The sequence below is a fragment of the Shewanella sp. SM73 genome, assembly GCF_025653795.1.
Classification (GTDB): Bacteria; Pseudomonadota; Gammaproteobacteria; order Enterobacterales; family Shewanellaceae; genus Shewanella; species Shewanella oncorhynchi.
In genome coordinates, this window is record NZ_JAKKRY010000012.1 from 1 (window position 1) to 15,403 (window position 15,403).

The window sequence follows — 15,403 nt, forward strand, 5'->3', positions numbered from 1 at the left end:
CTGATCCCATCCCGAACTCAGAAGTGAAACGCAAACGCGCCGATGGTAGTGTGGGGTCTCCCCATGTGAGAGTAGGTCATCGCCAAGCGCCTAATTTAGGTTAACGTGTAGACGTTAACCTAAAGGAGCGGTAGTTCAGTTGGTTAGAATACCGGCCTGTCACGCCGGGGGTCGCGGGTTCGAGTCCCGTCCGCTCCGCCAACATTAAGAGATAAGCCTCATCGAAAGATGAGGCTTTTTTCGTTATGGTGTCGCGGATAATTCGTGTCAGTGACACTAACGCTTCGGGCTCGAAGCATGTGGTTATCGTCATACTCGGCCATCATGTAGACGAAATCCTTACCAGAATATGAAGCTTTCGCTTCAATGTTAAAAATCAAAACCTACTTTTTTGCCAATCTTTATTCCACTTTATCGATAGTGTTTCTTTCACGTTCTGAAAACCTCCTGTGCGCGACTTGGCAGTATTGACCTGTGACACTGATCTCGGACAAATTAAACGGTATAATGCTTTATGTCTTTCATGAGTAACGAAAATGAATTGTCGTCTTGGGTGTGGTGCTTGTTGTATTGCGCCTTCAATAAGCAGCAGTATTCCGGGTATGCCAAAGGGTAAGGCGGCGGGTGAGCGTTGTGTGCAATTGAGCGATGCCAATTTATGTTTGATTTTCGGCTCGCCTGATCGTCCTGCTGTTTGTAGTGATTTCGATGCATCTGAAGATGTTTGTGGTCATTCGAACGAAGAGGCGCTTTGGTTGATTACCCAACTCGAATCTCAGACCTCTCATTAAGTTTATCGCTGACAGGTGAAATATGCAGTTAACTCGTTATACCGATTTTGGCGTTCGTACCCTGATGTATTTAGCGGTTCAGCCAGATAGAACAACTTTATTTAGGATTGCTGAAATTACGCAGGTGTTTGATCTGTCACCAAATCATGTTTCTAAGATAGTGCATCATTTAGGCAAGATGGGTTACCTTGAAACCATCCGCGGTAAGATGGGCGGTTTCCGTTTGGGTAAGCCTGCGAGTGAGATTAACCTAGGCCAGTTAGTTCGAGTGTTAGAAAATTCACTCGCACCGATTGATTGCAGCAAACCTTACTGCCGATTTACACCAGCCTGTAAGCTTAAAGGCGTGTTAGCCCAAGCTGTTGAAGCTTATTTGAATGTGCTTGATCAATATACTTTGCTGGATATTGTGAGTAACCGTGATGAGTTAGTTGCCTTGCTGCCAGACTTTTCTATTTCAGTACTGCAACTGGATTAGTACCACTTTTAAGTGCAATACCGATGGGGAGCAAACTCGATGCTGGCACCAGATCAATCCCCTCGGTTTTAAGTCTGTGTAGGTTAGCCTCCAAGAAGCGCATAGTTTCCGGATAAGGATGGGCAATCGCCACCAAGCTACCTTGGGTATGTGCCTGACTTATCATTAAGTTAAATTGTCTCTCGAGTGCATTGGCACTAGTATCATTGTCTAGAAACAGTTGGCGTTTTAGTAAAGGAATGCCTAGCTTATCTGCGTTATCCCCAGCCTTAGTGAATCGTGTTGTCATACTATCGACAAAATACAGCTGCTTTTTTTTGAGTGTTTCCATGACCCAGAGCATGGGATCGTCCAGTTGAGTTAATAGACTCCCCATGTGGTTATTGGCACCTTTAGCAAACGGAACGCTGTTAATCGCATCAATAACACTGGTGCGAATTTGTGCCTCAGTCATCGTATTGGTTAACCCCCCCAGTCCTAACGTCTTACCATTAAGCGCCTGCATGGGAAGATGTAGCATAATTTCGTGGCCTTTTTGGTGTCCTGCGTTAGCGAGTTCTTTGCCAAGTGGGGTATGAGGTAATACGGAGAGTGTTACTGTGCTGGGCAGTGCCAGCACGGCTTTATCTGTATGACGATAACCTATGTCATCAATAATGAGGGCAATCTGAGCAGCATGACTTTGAGAAATGCTTAGGGCCAATAGGGCCAAGGAATAAAGTAAGCGCACAATTTCTTCTTATTCGTCATGGTGCTGTATCCATGCAATGGCAGAGGTCACTTGATGATCTTGGGCCAGTGATGCATGGGCTGATAGGGCGTCGATTATAGCTAAATTACCAACGCCGGAACCAGTTTCGGCGGCAATTTTTATGTCGGGGATGATCCCAATGTTGTGAATGTTTTCACCTCTAGGAGTATTGTACTGGGCAATTGTGAGTTTAATCGCGTTACCATCTTCTAAGATGGGGATCAGGCTTTGTACTGTACCTTTGCCAAAACTGGTCTCACCTAAGAGTTTAGCACGACCATTTTCTTGTAATGCGGCGGCGAGAACTTCGGATGCAGAGGCCGAGCCTTTGTTGATTAACACTAGCATAGGCACGTTAGTCAGCATGGTTTGCGGTGAGGCATAGTAGTCAGAGTTGGCGTCGAAGAAGCGGCCAGAGGTTGAGACTATGCGTCCTTTAGCGAGAAATAGATCCGCAATTTTAACCGCTTGGTCGAGTAGGCCGCCGGGATTATTACGTAGATCTAAGATAAGTCCTGTGAGTGGTTTGTTTTGCCATTGGCTGAGCGAGCGCACCATATCTTCGGTAGAGTTTTCTTGGAAGTTGCTTAATCTGACATAGCCAATATTGCCATCAAGCAGTTGAGTGCTGACCGACTCTATAGTGATATTGCTTGGCTTGAGTGACACTTTAAAGGTGGCATCGTCATTACTGTGTTTTAGCTCTAAGTTAATACTCTGATTATTGAGACTATGTCTTTTTATTTCAGTAAGGATATCGGCTAGATTCGTTTCAGTCGCCAGGGTGTTGTTAAGTTTAATAATAATATCGCCCGCACGTATTCCCGCTTGCTCTGCGGGAGAATGGGCAAAGGGGGCTATGATGCTGATGTGGTCTTTTTGGGCCGCGACTTCGAAACCGAAACCAAAATACTCGCCGCGATTAGAATCTTTAAGATCGAGTAATTCTTGATGATTCAAGAAGCTGGAATAGGGGTCGAGATGTTCAAAAATGCCTTTGATGGCGGCCTGCACTAGCTCTTCTTTGGGAACGGTTTTGATATAGTAAGTTTCAACCGTTTCAAGTACATCTTGTAGTAATGGATAGTCAAAGTTGTCGCGGTAGGATTTCGCGTTCTCTTGGCTGGAGAGGCTGATGGATAGGCCTAAAGTGAGACCTAATCCAACGCAACTGATATAGCGGATCATGTATTTCATAACGGTCCCCTGTGATAAGGGGACCGTTATGATTAGCGACAGTATTTCGCTGGATCGACGGCTTGCCCTTTATGCCTTATTTCAAAGTATAGGCCAGGCTCGCTCTGTCCACCTGAACGTCCGACTAAAGCAATCGCTTCACCGCTTTTTACCATCTCACCAGGGCTTTTTAGTAGGGTTTGAGCGTGACCGTAAAGACTCATATAACCTTTCCCGTGATCGATGACCATAACAAGACCAAAACCGCGTAACCAGTCGGCATAAATGACTTTACCACCTGAAACGGCTCGAATATTTTGCCCTTCTGGTGCAGACAACATAGTGCCTTTCCACACTACTTGACCGGAGCGTTGGCTACCAAAGCTAGCACTCACACGACCTTTTGTCGGCCATTTAAGTTTGCCACTTTGTTTACCAAAGCCTTCCATCGAGGGATTATCTTTCATGGCCCGCAGCGCTTGTTCAACGACGCGCTTTAAGCTGGCCTCTTCAATTTGCAACTGCTCAAGCTCTGCACCCTTAGAATTTAAGGTTCGTTGCAGCTCTTTGATGGTCAGTTGACGCTGATCTTGCTCTTGGCTCAAACGTTTAGCTTGTACTTGTTGTTCGGCGACGAGTTTGGTTAATTGCTTTTGCTTACTCGTTTGCGACACCTTGATCTCATCTAGCTCGGTCAAGGTTTGCTTTAATTCGTTGATTGACTTCATCCGCGCTTTATTGAGGTATTGGTAATAAGCCAACATACGCTCGATAGTGGCGGGACTTTGCTGATTAAGCATCATCTTAGTGTAATCGTGATTACCGGCAAGATAGGCGCTCGACAGCTGTTTCGACAGTGTTTGTTGTTGAGTCACTTTAAGCGTTTCTAACTCATCTTGACGTTGTTTTAGCTCGGCAAGTTTAGTGTCGATTTGCGCTAAGCTATTTTTGGTGCTGTTGACTTTTTTGGCAGCTGACGCAATCGCTTCTTCATCGCTACGCAGCAATGACAGCAGTTTTTCTCTTTGTTTACTGGTGGTTTTTAATGCGCTTTGTTGTTGATTTATTTGCGTTTGGATTGATTTTAACTCGGACTTACGCTTCTCCAAATCAGAAGCGTGTGCCGAGAAAGATAACATCATAAAGCCAGCAATAATGCTGGCTTTAACAAGGAGTCGAGTGCTCACTAGGTAACGGTTACTCTTTTATGTGGATTAAGGGTTTGCCCGTCATCTCAGCTGGAATGGCTTCGCCGATCAAGGTCAAGATGGTAGGTGCAACATCGCTGAGTTTACCACCTTCATCTATGGTCGCATCGCGTCCAACAAAGACGAAAGGCACGAGTTCACTGGTGTGGGCCGTGTGAGCCTGACCTGTGGTTTCGTCGGTCATTTGCTCGGCATTGCCGTGGTCGGCGGTAATAATACATTCTCCGCTCACTTTCGCCAGCGCATCAACCACACGGCCGATACAAGCGTCGACAGCTTCACAAGCTTTAACGGCGGCATCGAAATTACCTGTGTGGCCAACCATGTCACCATTGGGGTAGTTACAGATGATCACGTCGTACTTGGTTGATTCAATTGCTGCGACTAACTTGTCAGTCAGCTCAGCTGAACTCATCTCAGGCTGTAGATCGTAAGTTGCCACTTTAGGCGAGTTGATTAGGATGCGATCTTCTCCCTCGAATGGCTCTTCTTTACCGCCGTTAAAGAAGAAAGTCACATGGGCGTATTTCTCAGTTTCAGAGATACGCAGCTGAGTACGACCTTGTTTCTGCAGCACTTCACCTAAGGTATTCACTAAGTTTTCAGATGGATAAGCGATAGGTGCTGTGATGTCGCCAGCATACTCAGTCAAAGTGACGAAGTGCATTTTCGGCATAACAGCGCGTTCGAAACCATCGAAGTCTGGGTGAATAAAGCTACGGGTGATTTGACGGGCACGGTCAGCACGGAAGTTCATAAATATCAGTGCATCGCCATCTTGCAAGGTCGCAACTTGGCCGTCTGCATCTGTAATTGCCGATGAAGAGACGAACTCGTCATTCTCGTTACGCTCGTAAGCCGCTTCCAATGCAGTAACCGCATTGTCGTATTGGAATTTTGACTTGCCTTGGGTAATTAAATCGTAGGCTTGCGAGACGCGATCCCAACGATTATCCCTGTCCATTGCAAAGTAACGACCAATCATCGAGGCGATACGGCCATGACCTAATGTAGTAAACAGATCATCAAAATGGCTCAAGCTGCTCTTAGCGCTACGCGGTGGTGTATCGCGGCCGTCGAGGAAAGCGTGCAGATAAACCTTAGTTGCGCCACGGGCAATGGCCATACGGCACATAGCTTCGATATGCTCTTCATGGCTGTGAACACCACCGGCAGAAAGCAGACCCATAATGTGCACTGCGCCGTCGGCTTTAATGGCCGAGTCAACCGCATCGCACAGGGCTGGATTTTGTTCAAACTCATGATCTGCAATGGCTTTACTGATGCGAGTGAGTTCTTGATAAACCACACGGCCAGAGCCTAAGTTAATGTGGCCAACTTCAGAATTTCCCATCTGGCCATCAGGTAAGCCTACATCTAAGCCTGAACCTGAAATCAAACTATGGGGATATTGAGCGTTGAGACGGTCGAGTACCGGAGTATTGGCGTGGAAAATCGCATTGTTATGCGTGTTTTCACGGTAGCCCCAGCCATCGAGGATCAACAACGCGAGCGGACGTTTAGCTGTCGTCATAGTGATACCTTTAAGTTTTATAGAAGCGATAGAAATCTGAAATTGGTCAAATATTACTACGTTAGCGGGGTATGAAAAAGCGCTTTACCCCGATTAAGGTCATCGAATCACTAATTCGTCCGATTCTGTGGCTGGCTTGTAACAAGCACCTAGGCAATTGCGCTAAAAGTGCGATCTCGAACTGTGACTAAACTGCTGCAATCTGCCAAGGCAATCGGTATACTCTGTGCCCTTATCGAATTTTCGCCATTTATGCGGGCAATCATCATGCAAGAATATATCGAATTTTTTAAAGCTCACTCAATGCTCAGTCTGGCTTGGGTGGGATTATTTGTTGTGCTTGTCGCGAGTATCATCAAATCGAGCATGTCAAAAATCAAAAGTATTTCTCATCAAGAATTAACGATTATGGTGAATAGACAGGATGCTAAAGTGGTTGATGTGCGCTCGAATGACGAGTTCCGCAAGGGCCATATTGTTGATGCACTTAACGTTACGCTCGCCGATATTAAAAATAATCAGATATCAGCCCTTGAAAAGTATAAAGCCAGTCCCATTATATTGGTATGCAATGCTGGCATGACCTCGTCTCAAGCCGCTCAGCTTTTGAGTAAGCAAGGTTTTGAAAACCTGTACAACTTGAAAGGTGGTATGGGTGAATGGCAGGCAGCAAATATGCCTGTTTCAAAAAGCAAAAGATAAGTTGTCGGCGGCAGTTATGATTTAAGCTGCACTCAATCCACAGGATAGTGCAGTAATAAAGTCATCATTGTTTGGCATACTGATCCTACGGTCGCTAAGGGCTTAATGTAAGTTTTTAGACTGGTTCGATCGATACCCGAATATGGGTACAAGTTGGGATGATACCGAGATCTGATATAGGCCTTGAGTAACATAAGCCCCGAGCCAATTTACGTTCATATAGTAATTGGCTTTCAAATAATAATTGGCTTTCAACGAAAAGCCGATACAACATTGATAGGATAGGTAGGAAATTATGGCTGAAGTAGCAAACAACGAACAACAAGCCCCACAATTCAACATCCAACGTGTTTACACTAAAGATGTGTCTTTCGAAACGCCTAACAGCCCAGCGGTATTCCAAAAAGAATGGAACCCAGAAGTTAAGTTAGATTTAGACACGCGCAGCGCTAAATTAGCTGATGATGTGTATGAAGTTGTCCTGTCTTTAACTGTGACTGCACAAAACGGTGGCGATACCGCTTTCTTATGTGAAGTACAACAAGCCGGTATCTTCTCTATCACTGGTTTGACTGAGCCACAATTGGCCCATTCATTAGGTGCATACTGCCCTAACATCCTATTCCCATATGCTCGCGAAACCGTGGGCAGCTTAGTCGGTCGTGGTACTTTCCCACAACTGAACTTAGCACCTGTTAACTTCGACGCGCTGTTTGCCCAATACGTGCAACAACGTCAAGCTGCTGCGACTGCACCAGCTGCCGAAGAAGCTAACGCTTAATTACATGAAAAACTCTGCCGATATCACGGTATTAGGGGCGGGCTCTTATGGCTCCGCCCTTGCCATTTCTTTAGCCAGCAACGGTCATAAGACCTTGTTATGGGGACACGATCCTGTCCACATGCAAACGCTCGCTCAAGACAAGTGCAACCAAGCTTTTTTGCCTGGTATTGCGTTTCCTGATTGTTTACAGATCGAAGCCGATTTAGCCAAAGCCTTAGCTGCCAGTAACAATGTGTTAGTGGTCGTGCCAAGCCATGTGTTTGGAACTGTGCTTGAGCAAGCTAAACCGTTACTCCGTAGCGATGCGCGCATCGTATGGGCAACGAAAGGGCTCGAACCTGAAACCGGACGTTTGCTGCAAGATGTGGCCCGTGATGTGTTAGGTGAGCAATATCCGCTGGCGGTGTTATCTGGGCCGACCTTTGCGAAAGAATTAGCCATGGGTTTACCTACGGCCATTTCGGTCGCGGGCACTTGTCCTACGTTCACTAACGATCTCGTTGAGCTGTTACACAGCCCTAAACGTTTGCGGGTTTACGCCAACGACGATTTTACCGGACTGCAACTTGGCGGCGCGGTAAAGAACGTGATCGCGATTGGCGCGGGCATGTCCGACGGTATCGGCTTTGGTGCCAATGCCAGAACAGCCTTGATTACCCGTGGTTTAGTCGAATTGACGCGTTTAGGCGAAGCCTTAGGTGCCAATGCGGCGACCTTTATGGGAATGGCGGGGTTAGGCGACTTAGTGTTGACCTGTACCGACAACCAATCCCGTAACCGTCGTTTCGGTTTAGCCTTAGGTAAAGGCTGTGATGTGATGACAGCACAGGCTGAAATTGGCCAAGTGGTTGAAGGTTATCGCAATACCAAAGAAGTGTTTACGCTTGCGAAACGCCTCGGGGTTGAAATGCCGATCACTGAGCAGATTTACCAAGTCTTGTATCAAGGCAAAGCGCCGGTCGATGCTGCTAAAGAGCTGCTCAGCAGAGAAAAGAAATCAGAAACGCCTACGCAATAAACCGCGAGCCGTGATGATGCTGTAATGCCGAATAAAAGAAAGGGTGCTAAAATAGCGCCCTTTTTTGTGTCCGGACTTCTGGTGTGCAAGATGTATCCCCGGTCATCAGGGCCCTTGATGTTCCCGACATCAGACGGGCATTTCCTCCATCCCTGGAGGTCAGATGGTGAAAGAGGGGATTTGTGCCTAACGTTTGAGCTAATCTTTGCTCCGTTTAGCTGTTGCATGACTTGCTGGCTAAAGGTTAGCGAGTCAGCAAACTGCCCGTTAGCAGCCAATATCAATCAATTATCTGTGTGGAGTAAGAGCGTGAAACATCATGATGTCATTATTATCGGAGCCGGCGCCGCGGGATTAATGTGTGCAGCGACCGCAGGTTACCGAGGCCGTGATGTACTCGTACTCGACAATGCCAAGCAAGCCGGGCGTAAAATCCTCATCAGCGGCGGCGGGCGTTGTAACTTCACCAACCTTAAGGTCGAGCCCGCTAACTTCCTCTGTGGCAATCCCCACTTTGTTAAGTCGGCACTCGCGCGTTATCCGTCGCAGCAGTTTATTGAATTGGTCGAGCGTCACGGCATTGAATACCACGAACGTGATCACGGCCAATTGTTCTGCAATGACTCGGCTAAAGAGATAGTCACTATGCTATTGACTGAGTGTGAATGGGCGGGCGTGACGATTAAGCTGCGCACCGATATTCTGGCCGTTAAAAAGACCGAGACAGGGCGCTTTGAGCTCAACACCTCTAACGGCGAACTGAGCTGCGACTCACTGGTTATCGCCACGGGTGGCTTATCCATGCCAAAGCTGGGCGCCACGCCTTACGGTTATCAACTGGCCGAGCAGTTTGGCCTCAAAGTATTGCCAACTCACGCGGGTCTGGTGCCGTTTACCTGGCATAGTGAAGATAAAATTCGTTTCGAGCCCTTGTCGGGAATCGCAGTGCCGAGCCGCATTACTGCCAAAGATGGCACTGCATTTAGCGAAGCGCTGCTATTCACTCACCGTGGCTTATCTGGCCCCGCCATTTTGCAGATTTCCAACTATTGGAAAGCGGGCGAAACCATAGAAATTGATCTCTTGCCGAATATGGATTTGGCGCAATTGCTAGAACAACAGCTCGCCGCACATCCAAAACAAAGCCTGCGCAACACCCTCAGCCAATGGTTGCCTAAACGGCTGGTGGAAGTGTTATTCGATGAAGCCCTGTTGAATAAAGCGTTAAATCAGCTAGTGCACGCCGAGCGCGCAAAACTGGTGGATGATATACACCACTGGACAGTATTGATGAACGGCACCGAAGGCTACCGCACCGCAGAAGTGACCTTAGGTGGTATTGATAGTAATGAGTTGTCATCCAAAACCATGGAAGCCAGCAAAGTCGCAGGACTCTACTTTATCGGCGAAGTCATGGACGTAAGTGGTTGGTTAGGCGGGTTTAATTTTCAATGGGCCTGGGCATCTGGCGTGGCTGCAGGACAAGCGGTTTAGTTTGTTATTTAAGTAAAAGGCAATTTGCCATCGAGCTGGTAATTCTTAAATGTAACGTATTTTCTTTGCAGAGTATTATCAATAAATGGTTTAACGACTACGATACCTAAAATTGTTTGATCTAGAACTGTATCAGCTGATTGGAGTTATTTACGCTTACGTGATCGGTAAAGTTCTTTGCAGTGAACTGATTAGCAAGCATATTGTTTGTTACATGTACCGTTCTGTACGTTTTTTAGAATTTTAATGAACAATGTTTTCATGCCTCGATTTTATATAAGGTGATATTTCTTAGTGAACTTATCTACATATGCGTTTAAGATTTGGGCTCAGAAAGCAAAGTTTAGAGTATAAAAATGAAGGCATTACTTTCCATTAAACCTGAGTTTGTAGAAAAAATCTTTTCTGGTGAAAAGTTGTTTGAATACCGAAAAGCTGTTTTTAAGCGCCCAGAGGTCAAATCGGTCGTTATTTACTCAACTATGCCAGAAGGCAAGATTGTTGGTGAGTTCAAAATCGGTAGAATTTGGGCCAAATGCCCAGAAGAACTTTGGGAGCAAACGAAACAAGCTTCAGGAATTAACAAGCAGTTTTTTGATGAGTACTTTACTAATCGAGAGGTCGCATATGCAATTGAGATCACTGAGCTGAAAAAATACCATGAGCCAATTGATCCATATAAGAAAGATCGTAGTTTTAAAGCGCCTCAGTCTTTTAAATATCTCGATTTTTCATCAAATCTTTGTTTTAACTAAGATCTATAAGCCAGTATTTAGCTTATTTTTTTATGTTAAATAATGTAGAGCTACCTATGACTAAAATAATATTTTTTTCGGGTATTCATGGCGTTGGTAAGGGAACATTGTGTCGTACCTTAGAAGAGAAGCTTGGTTATCCAATCTATTCATGTAGCGACTTGATTAAGCAAAATTCTGAGTATGTTGAAATAGGTAAAGCAGTCAGCAGTGCAGAGAAAAATCAGTTGGCTCTGTTAGCCGGTTTAAAAAATATTCAGGAAGATATTATTTTACTCGATGGACACTTTTGTCTTGTCGGGAAAGAAGATCAGATAATTGAATTAGATTATGAGACTTTTGATGCTATTAATCCAGATAAAATAGTCAATCTAAGTTGTGACGAGGATATTGTACAACAAAGGTTAGTTGCTAGAGACGGAAAAGCTCTATGTGTTGAAGTATTGAAGTCGCTTCAATCTGCAGAATTTAGCCGAGCAACATTTTTCGCAAATACTAGACATATACCACTAAATAATTTTGTGTCTGGTAGTGATACAAATAAACTAATCGAGTGGCTTATAAAATGAAAGCACCACGAAAGTGGTGCTTTTATTTAGAAAAGTATTTTTTTATCTAGTTCAGATTGGTCGATGATAGTATCAAATTGCTTGTCAGTGAGTTTCAACACTCCCCAATAGTTGTTGCGATCTAAACCTGCAACATCCGCTAATTGTTTTCTGTTAGGACGCTTTGGCAATGCAGCGTTATATGTAAAATTAATCACGAATCGGTACTGACGCTTTTGGTAAATGTCCCGTAACTCTTTTTCTGTGAATACACTGAATTTGATGCATTCTCTAACGAATTCGTCTGCAGTTTTATATTTATCAATAGTATGTACGTCTTCAACAACGCAGAGTGATGTCGCAACACTTCTATGCTCGGCGGGACCCATATGATCACTAGTTCGATAAATAACTACTATGTCACCGCGCTTAAATTCTAAAACACCCTCCATTTTGCATATATAAATTTTGTGTATACTGTTTGAATGTGAGATATCCTTCACAATATTATCAGATTCGTTGTGTAGCTTAGAATCAGGAAAGAGTTTGGTATGAAAATCAGGATAGACACTAAGTAAATATTTATTTTTTCCTGTCGTGTTTACGAAGGGGTAATCTTTATCAACATCATTAACCCTTACACTCAGTTTTCGAAGCAATACATCTTCAACACCATTTGCTGTCTGTTTTTCACCGTATTTCGTAAATCCATATTTCTCAAACAATGAGACTAGGTACTGATGTTTTCCCCCGAAGACAGTCACATAAATATCATCTACAAGAGGATTACTAGCTAATGCGTAGTCGAAGATCTTTTTTAAATAACGATCGCCTCTACGAGTCTGCTGTGGGTTGAACTTAAACGTTCCTACTTTCATATGGTTCGTATTTGGTAACAATGGAGTAGTATCATTGCCAGGACCATTTTCTAATTTGAAGTATAAAAAACCTTCAATAGTACCAATATCGTTATAAAGAACTAAGGCGTTGTTATCAGCTTTTCTCTCAAACCAATCTGAAAACTCTTTATAATCTGCCTTAAGCGAATCAAAAAAAGGGTCTTCTAAATTTATGTCCGCGAATTTTAGGGTCCTTAAATTTTCCATTTCATGCTCCTAATCCATATGTTTCACGATGTCGTTATAGATAAAATAATGTATTTTGCAATTTTTTCATTCGGTCATTGGCTCAATGTCAAAGAATTACAGCAAATTTTCTGAAATGGTGTCGCGACTAAATAAAGCACAACATTAACAAGAATTGCTATTTTTTTGAATAGCCTAACAACATTTTAATCGAATGAAAAATTATTAAAATTATCTTACTGAATAACTGCTATAGCTAAACATACAAGGGACTACATAAAATGAAATACAAATAGGAATGAATTACTAATCTTTTCTAAATATAAACTAGAGTTAAATTACTGAGTAGTAGTGCTTTTATCAGAAATATTCTTTTCACACAGACTTGAAATCGTTACGATAAATTAATCGCTTAGAGCACCATAGCATTTTACATTTATCGTTCATTTACCACTTCCTATGATGTCGGTAAAAGGGGCATTTATCTCGCTAAATCCACTCAACCAATCGCCAGTTTGGCTTTTGCGTAGCGCAGTTTTTTCACCCTTGGATTTGCGAGGAAGTAGGCGAGCTAAATTAAGAAGGTACGGCGATTCAATGGCCATAACATTGCGCAAAGCGGCTGATTTTTAAGAATGAGTCTGTGGTTAACAAACTTATCAATGAGTTGAACTATATAGATGTCATGTATAGAAAACTTGAAAAACGATACGTGTTTTCTCCGTCATGTATATTTTTTGTGGAAAATTATACATATTGAATCTCTTAAGTATAAAAAAGAGCGAAATTTATCTATATAAACTCGTTTGTTTTACTTACTACTGGCGCCACTAAATATTTAGAGCAACTGGTCGAGTGCGGATTTTTAACTAAACAAAAAGTGGGGCGCGCTAATTATTACATTAACGTCCCCTTGTGGCTGTTGCTGATTGCCCACAGCTAAACTGATTGTAACTATGGTGTTTTTTGCAGTGCCTGCCGTCTAACCAATTGCTAATTTGGTTTCTGCATAGCGCAGTTTCTTGGTCCTTGGGCTGGCGAGGAAGTAGGCGAGTACAAGTGGGCCTAGGCGACCCATGAACATTATAAAAATGATGATGGCTTGACCTAGAGTAGTTAAGTTGCCTGTTAAACCTCGGGACAAACCGACTGTGCCCAATGCTGACACTGCCTCAAAGACGATATCAATTAACGGTGCGTTTTCACTTAATACCAGTACGAAGATGGCTAGCCAAGTGACGCCAATGGAGATCATGGTTAGCGCCAAGGCTTTACTGACGGTATCTTTGGGGATCTCGCGCTTAAATACATAAATGGCTTCATCGCGGCGTAAATAGCCATAAGTTGCCAAGATGAGCACCATAAAGGTGACCACCTTAATACCACTGGCGGTGCTTAATGAGCCGCCGCCAATAAACATCAATACCAGCATGAGTAGCGTTGTACCATCTTCGAGTTGGTCAATTGCTAGTGTATTAAAGCCTGCTGTGCGCGGTGTAACGGCTTGAAACCATGAGGCTAACCATTTCCCGAGTTCGCTTAAGGGCGCCAAGGTATTGGGGTTGTTGTACTCAATAAAGTAAATCGCAATCACGGCGACGGCGTTTAGAATCATAGTGCCTGTGATCATCATGCGGCTGTAAACACTGAGTTTTGACCAACGTTTGTTCCTACGAAGATCTATCCACACCGAGAATCCAAGGCCACCTATGATGAGCAGGCCCGTGATGGTGAGATTAATGACAGGATCGGCAACATAGGGCATTAGGCTGTCGGCACTGAGGGCAAAACCTGCGTTGTTAAAAGCGCTGATGGTGTAGAAAAAACCGTGGAATAAGCTGGTTTGCCAACCGAGTTCCTGACTCCAGTACACTGAAAGAATGGCCATGCCTACGGCTTCAACCAGTAAGGAAAACACTAACACTGATTTTGCCGTTGACACTAGAGTCGATGTATCTGTTTGATTAAAAGCCTCTTTTGCGACTGTTTGGTGTAAAAAACCAATTCTGCCGCCAATGGCGATCAAGGTGACAATGGCGAAGGTCATCAGCCCAAGTCCACCGCATTGAATTAACAGCGCTATGACGATTTGCCCAAAGGGCGTAAAAACAGTGCCAGTATCGACAACGACAAGCCCTGTCACTGTTACTGCCGAGGTGGCTGTGAACAGACTTTGTAGCCAAGTAATAGAAGATTCGGTTGCTATCGGCAGTTTGAGTAAGCAAGTGCCTAAGATGATCAACAATGCAAAGCTCACGCTTAGGATGAAGGGCGGTGCGCCTAACAGCTTTTTAGTCGACTTGGGTTTATGCTCAATCGCCATGATGGAGGGATGCCATTGAACCAAGTTACACCAACCTTGGCGCTAGGTATTTGAGCTCAGTACGGCTACCGCAGAGCAGTAAGGCGTCATTCGTTTGCAGGATAAATTGACTATCAATTTTGCTGAAAACCGTCAGATCCCGCTTAACCATAATGGCGGCGACTTTGCCTTTAGGATTGCGTATCACATTGCTTTTTGCATCATCTTTAACATCATCCTGTGCAGCGCCTAGGAGTTGGCTGACAGTAGTTTGATCAAGGTGAGGCTTGATATGGATTTCGACTACATAGAGACCATCACCAATCGGCAGGAAATTGTTCACCATAGGATAGTTGAGTGACTGGGCGACACGTATGCCCATTTCTTCCTCTGGATGTATGATGCGGGCGACGCCGAGTTTAGAGACGATAGTGTGATGGGCTTTAGTGCTGGCCTTGACCCAAATGACTTCTACTCCCAGATTTTTCAGTGCCAAGGTGCACAGCAAACTTGATTGCATATCTTCGCCAATTGCGACCAGAACGGCTTCACTGTTTGCGAGGTCTAGCTCACGTAGTGCGGCTTCGTCGGAACAATCACAAATAACCGCTTCGGTTAAGTCTTCTACGTATTTTTCCACCATTTTAGGGTCACTATCCACGCCAGTGACCGTGTGGCCTAAGTGGATCAATTCTAGGCTAGCGGCGACACCAAATCGCCCTAAGCCAATAACGGTAAAATGTGCCATTAAAATATCCTTTTCTATTTTATAACAAA

Annotated in this window: 16 protein-coding genes, 1 tRNA gene and 1 rRNA gene; 11 read left to right on the plus strand and 7 right to left on the minus strand. The window is 44.3% G+C overall.

Features of this window, described 5'->3' with window-relative positions; translation table 11 throughout:
* The 4 genes from rrf to L5M51_RS15790 all read left to right on the plus strand — a co-directional run.
* A 5S ribosomal RNA gene (rrf, locus tag L5M51_RS15775) occupies window positions 1-88 on the plus strand; the annotation flags it as partial.
* A 36-nt stretch (window positions 89-124) separates the two neighbouring features.
* A tRNA-Asp gene (locus tag L5M51_RS15780) sits at window positions 125-201 on the plus strand.
* A gap of 335 nt (window positions 202-536) precedes the next feature.
* The gene (locus L5M51_RS15785) at window positions 537-791 is read left to right on the plus strand and encodes a YkgJ family cysteine cluster protein (protein ID WP_173242460.1); all 255 of its coding nucleotides are present in this window, start codon (window positions 537-539) and stop codon (window positions 789-791) included.
* Window positions 792-813: 22 nt separating this feature from the next.
* Window positions 814-1,269 (plus strand): Rrf2 family transcriptional regulator, encoded by a 456-nt coding sequence (locus L5M51_RS15790; protein WP_105250838.1) that lies wholly within the window; start codon window positions 814-816, stop codon window positions 1,267-1,269.
* Here the strand turns inward: L5M51_RS15790 and L5M51_RS15795 are convergent.
* The 4 genes from L5M51_RS15795 to gpmM are packed head-to-tail and all read right to left on the minus strand — an operon-like array spanning window position 1,244 to window position 5,938.
* Window positions 1,244-1,999 (minus strand): divergent polysaccharide deacetylase family protein, encoded by a 756-nt coding sequence (locus L5M51_RS15795; protein ID WP_263173690.1) that lies wholly within the window; start codon window positions 1,997-1,999, stop codon window positions 1,244-1,246. The two genes, L5M51_RS15790 and L5M51_RS15795, sit on opposite strands and share 26 nt — an antisense overlap.
* A 9-nt stretch (window positions 2,000-2,008) precedes the next feature.
* The gene (locus L5M51_RS15800; RefSeq protein ID WP_219235774.1) at window positions 2,009-3,217 is read right to left on the minus strand and encodes a S41 family peptidase; all 1,209 of its coding nucleotides are present in this window, start codon (window positions 3,215-3,217) and stop codon (window positions 2,009-2,011) included.
* A gap of 32 nt (window positions 3,218-3,249) precedes the next feature.
* Window positions 3,250-4,383 (minus strand): murein hydrolase activator EnvC family protein, encoded by a 1,134-nt coding sequence (locus L5M51_RS15805; protein ID WP_113941204.1) that lies wholly within the window; start codon window positions 4,381-4,383, stop codon window positions 3,250-3,252.
* 10 nt (window positions 4,384-4,393) lie between these two features.
* Window positions 4,394-5,938, minus strand: coding sequence for a 2,3-bisphosphoglycerate-independent phosphoglycerate mutase (gene gpmM / locus L5M51_RS15810; RefSeq protein WP_263173692.1), 1,545 nt, complete (start codon window positions 5,936-5,938; stop codon window positions 4,394-4,396).
* A gap of 267 nt (window positions 5,939-6,205) precedes the next feature.
* Between gpmM and L5M51_RS15815 the strand changes: the two genes are divergently transcribed.
* From L5M51_RS15815 to L5M51_RS15840, 6 genes are all read left to right on the plus strand, one after another.
* Window positions 6,206-6,640, plus strand: a complete 435-nt coding sequence (locus tag L5M51_RS15815) for a rhodanese-like domain-containing protein (protein WP_105253030.1) — start codon at window positions 6,206-6,208, stop codon at window positions 6,638-6,640.
* Window positions 6,641-6,935: 295 nt separating this feature from the next.
* Window positions 6,936-7,421 carry a protein-export chaperone SecB gene (gene secB, locus L5M51_RS15820; RefSeq protein WP_006083777.1) on the plus strand — a complete coding sequence of 162 codons (486 nt, stop codon included), beginning with the start codon at window positions 6,936-6,938 and terminating at the stop codon, window positions 7,419-7,421.
* 4 nt (window positions 7,422-7,425) lie between these two features.
* Entirely contained in the window at window positions 7,426-8,442 is a 1,017-nt protein-coding gene (gene gpsA / locus L5M51_RS15825; protein ID WP_105250843.1) for an NAD(P)H-dependent glycerol-3-phosphate dehydrogenase, read from the plus strand.
* A 309-nt stretch (window positions 8,443-8,751) separates the two neighbouring features.
* Window positions 8,752-9,936 (plus strand): NAD(P)/FAD-dependent oxidoreductase, encoded by a 1,185-nt coding sequence (locus L5M51_RS15830; RefSeq protein ID WP_263149115.1) that lies wholly within the window; start codon window positions 8,752-8,754, stop codon window positions 9,934-9,936.
* Window positions 9,937-10,292: 356 nt separating this feature from the next.
* Window positions 10,293-10,691, plus strand: a complete 399-nt coding sequence (locus tag L5M51_RS15835) for an ASCH domain-containing protein (RefSeq protein ID WP_259590927.1) — start codon at window positions 10,293-10,295, stop codon at window positions 10,689-10,691.
* A gap of 56 nt (window positions 10,692-10,747) precedes the next feature.
* A complete protein-coding gene (locus L5M51_RS15840; protein ID WP_263173696.1) occupies window positions 10,748-11,260 on the plus strand; it encodes an ATP-binding protein in 513 nt (170 codons plus the stop codon).
* 26 nt (window positions 11,261-11,286) lie between these two features.
* Here L5M51_RS15840 and L5M51_RS15845 read toward each other — a convergent pair whose 3' ends face one another.
* Window positions 11,287-12,345, minus strand: coding sequence for a hypothetical protein (locus L5M51_RS15845; RefSeq protein ID WP_263173698.1), 1,059 nt, complete (start codon window positions 12,343-12,345; stop codon window positions 11,287-11,289).
* Between the two features lie 775 nt (window positions 12,346-13,120).
* On the opposite strand from L5M51_RS15845, the gene L5M51_RS22840 reads away from it, so the two are divergent.
* Window positions 13,121-13,267 (plus strand): hypothetical protein, encoded by a 147-nt coding sequence (locus L5M51_RS22840; RefSeq protein WP_411569255.1) that lies wholly within the window; start codon window positions 13,121-13,123, stop codon window positions 13,265-13,267.
* A 39-nt stretch (window positions 13,268-13,306) separates the two neighbouring features.
* Here L5M51_RS22840 and L5M51_RS15850 read toward each other — a convergent pair whose 3' ends face one another.
* Both L5M51_RS15850 and L5M51_RS15855 read right to left on the minus strand, forming a co-directional pair.
* Window positions 13,307-14,671 carry a TrkH family potassium uptake protein gene (locus tag L5M51_RS15850; RefSeq protein ID WP_263173700.1) on the minus strand — a complete coding sequence of 455 codons (1,365 nt, stop codon included), beginning with the start codon at window positions 14,669-14,671 and terminating at the stop codon, window positions 13,307-13,309.
* 1 nt (window position 14,672) lies between these two features.
* On the minus strand, window positions 14,673-15,374 hold the full coding sequence (locus L5M51_RS15855) for a potassium channel family protein (protein WP_105250904.1): 702 nt from the start codon (window positions 15,372-15,374) through the stop codon (window positions 14,673-14,675).
* Window positions 15,375-15,403 lie beyond the last annotated feature (29 nt).

What these genes read in the sequence shown, in the direction of transcription:
- L5M51_RS15785 (WP_173242460.1), top strand. Translation starts at nt 537, where the DNA reads ATGAATTGTCGTCTTGGGTGTGGTGCTTGTTGTATTGCGCCTTCAATA.
- L5M51_RS15790 (WP_105250838.1), top strand. Translation starts at nt 814, where the DNA reads ATGCAGTTAACTCGTTATACCGATTTTGGCGTTCGTACCCTGATGTAT.
- L5M51_RS15800 (WP_219235774.1), bottom strand. Translation starts at nt 3,217, where the DNA reads ATGAAATACATGATCCGCTATATCAGTTGCGTTGGATTAGGTCTCACT.
- gpmM (WP_263173692.1), bottom strand. Translation starts at nt 5,938, where the DNA reads ATGACGACAGCTAAACGTCCGCTCGCGTTGTTGATCCTCGATGGCTGG.
- L5M51_RS15815 (WP_105253030.1), top strand. Translation starts at nt 6,206, where the DNA reads ATGCAAGAATATATCGAATTTTTTAAAGCTCACTCAATGCTCAGTCTG.
- secB (WP_006083777.1), top strand. Translation starts at nt 6,936, where the DNA reads ATGGCTGAAGTAGCAAACAACGAACAACAAGCCCCACAATTCAACATC.
- gpsA (WP_105250843.1), top strand. Translation starts at nt 7,426, where the DNA reads ATGAAAAACTCTGCCGATATCACGGTATTAGGGGCGGGCTCTTATGGC.
- L5M51_RS15835 (WP_259590927.1), top strand. Translation starts at nt 10,293, where the DNA reads ATGAAGGCATTACTTTCCATTAAACCTGAGTTTGTAGAAAAAATCTTT.
- L5M51_RS15840 (WP_263173696.1), top strand. Translation starts at nt 10,748, where the DNA reads ATGACTAAAATAATATTTTTTTCGGGTATTCATGGCGTTGGTAAGGGA.
- L5M51_RS15845 (WP_263173698.1), bottom strand. Translation starts at nt 12,345, where the DNA reads ATGGAAAATTTAAGGACCCTAAAATTCGCGGACATAAATTTAGAAGAC.
- L5M51_RS15855 (WP_105250904.1), bottom strand. Translation starts at nt 15,374, where the DNA reads ATGGCACATTTTACCGTTATTGGCTTAGGGCGATTTGGTGTCGCCGCT.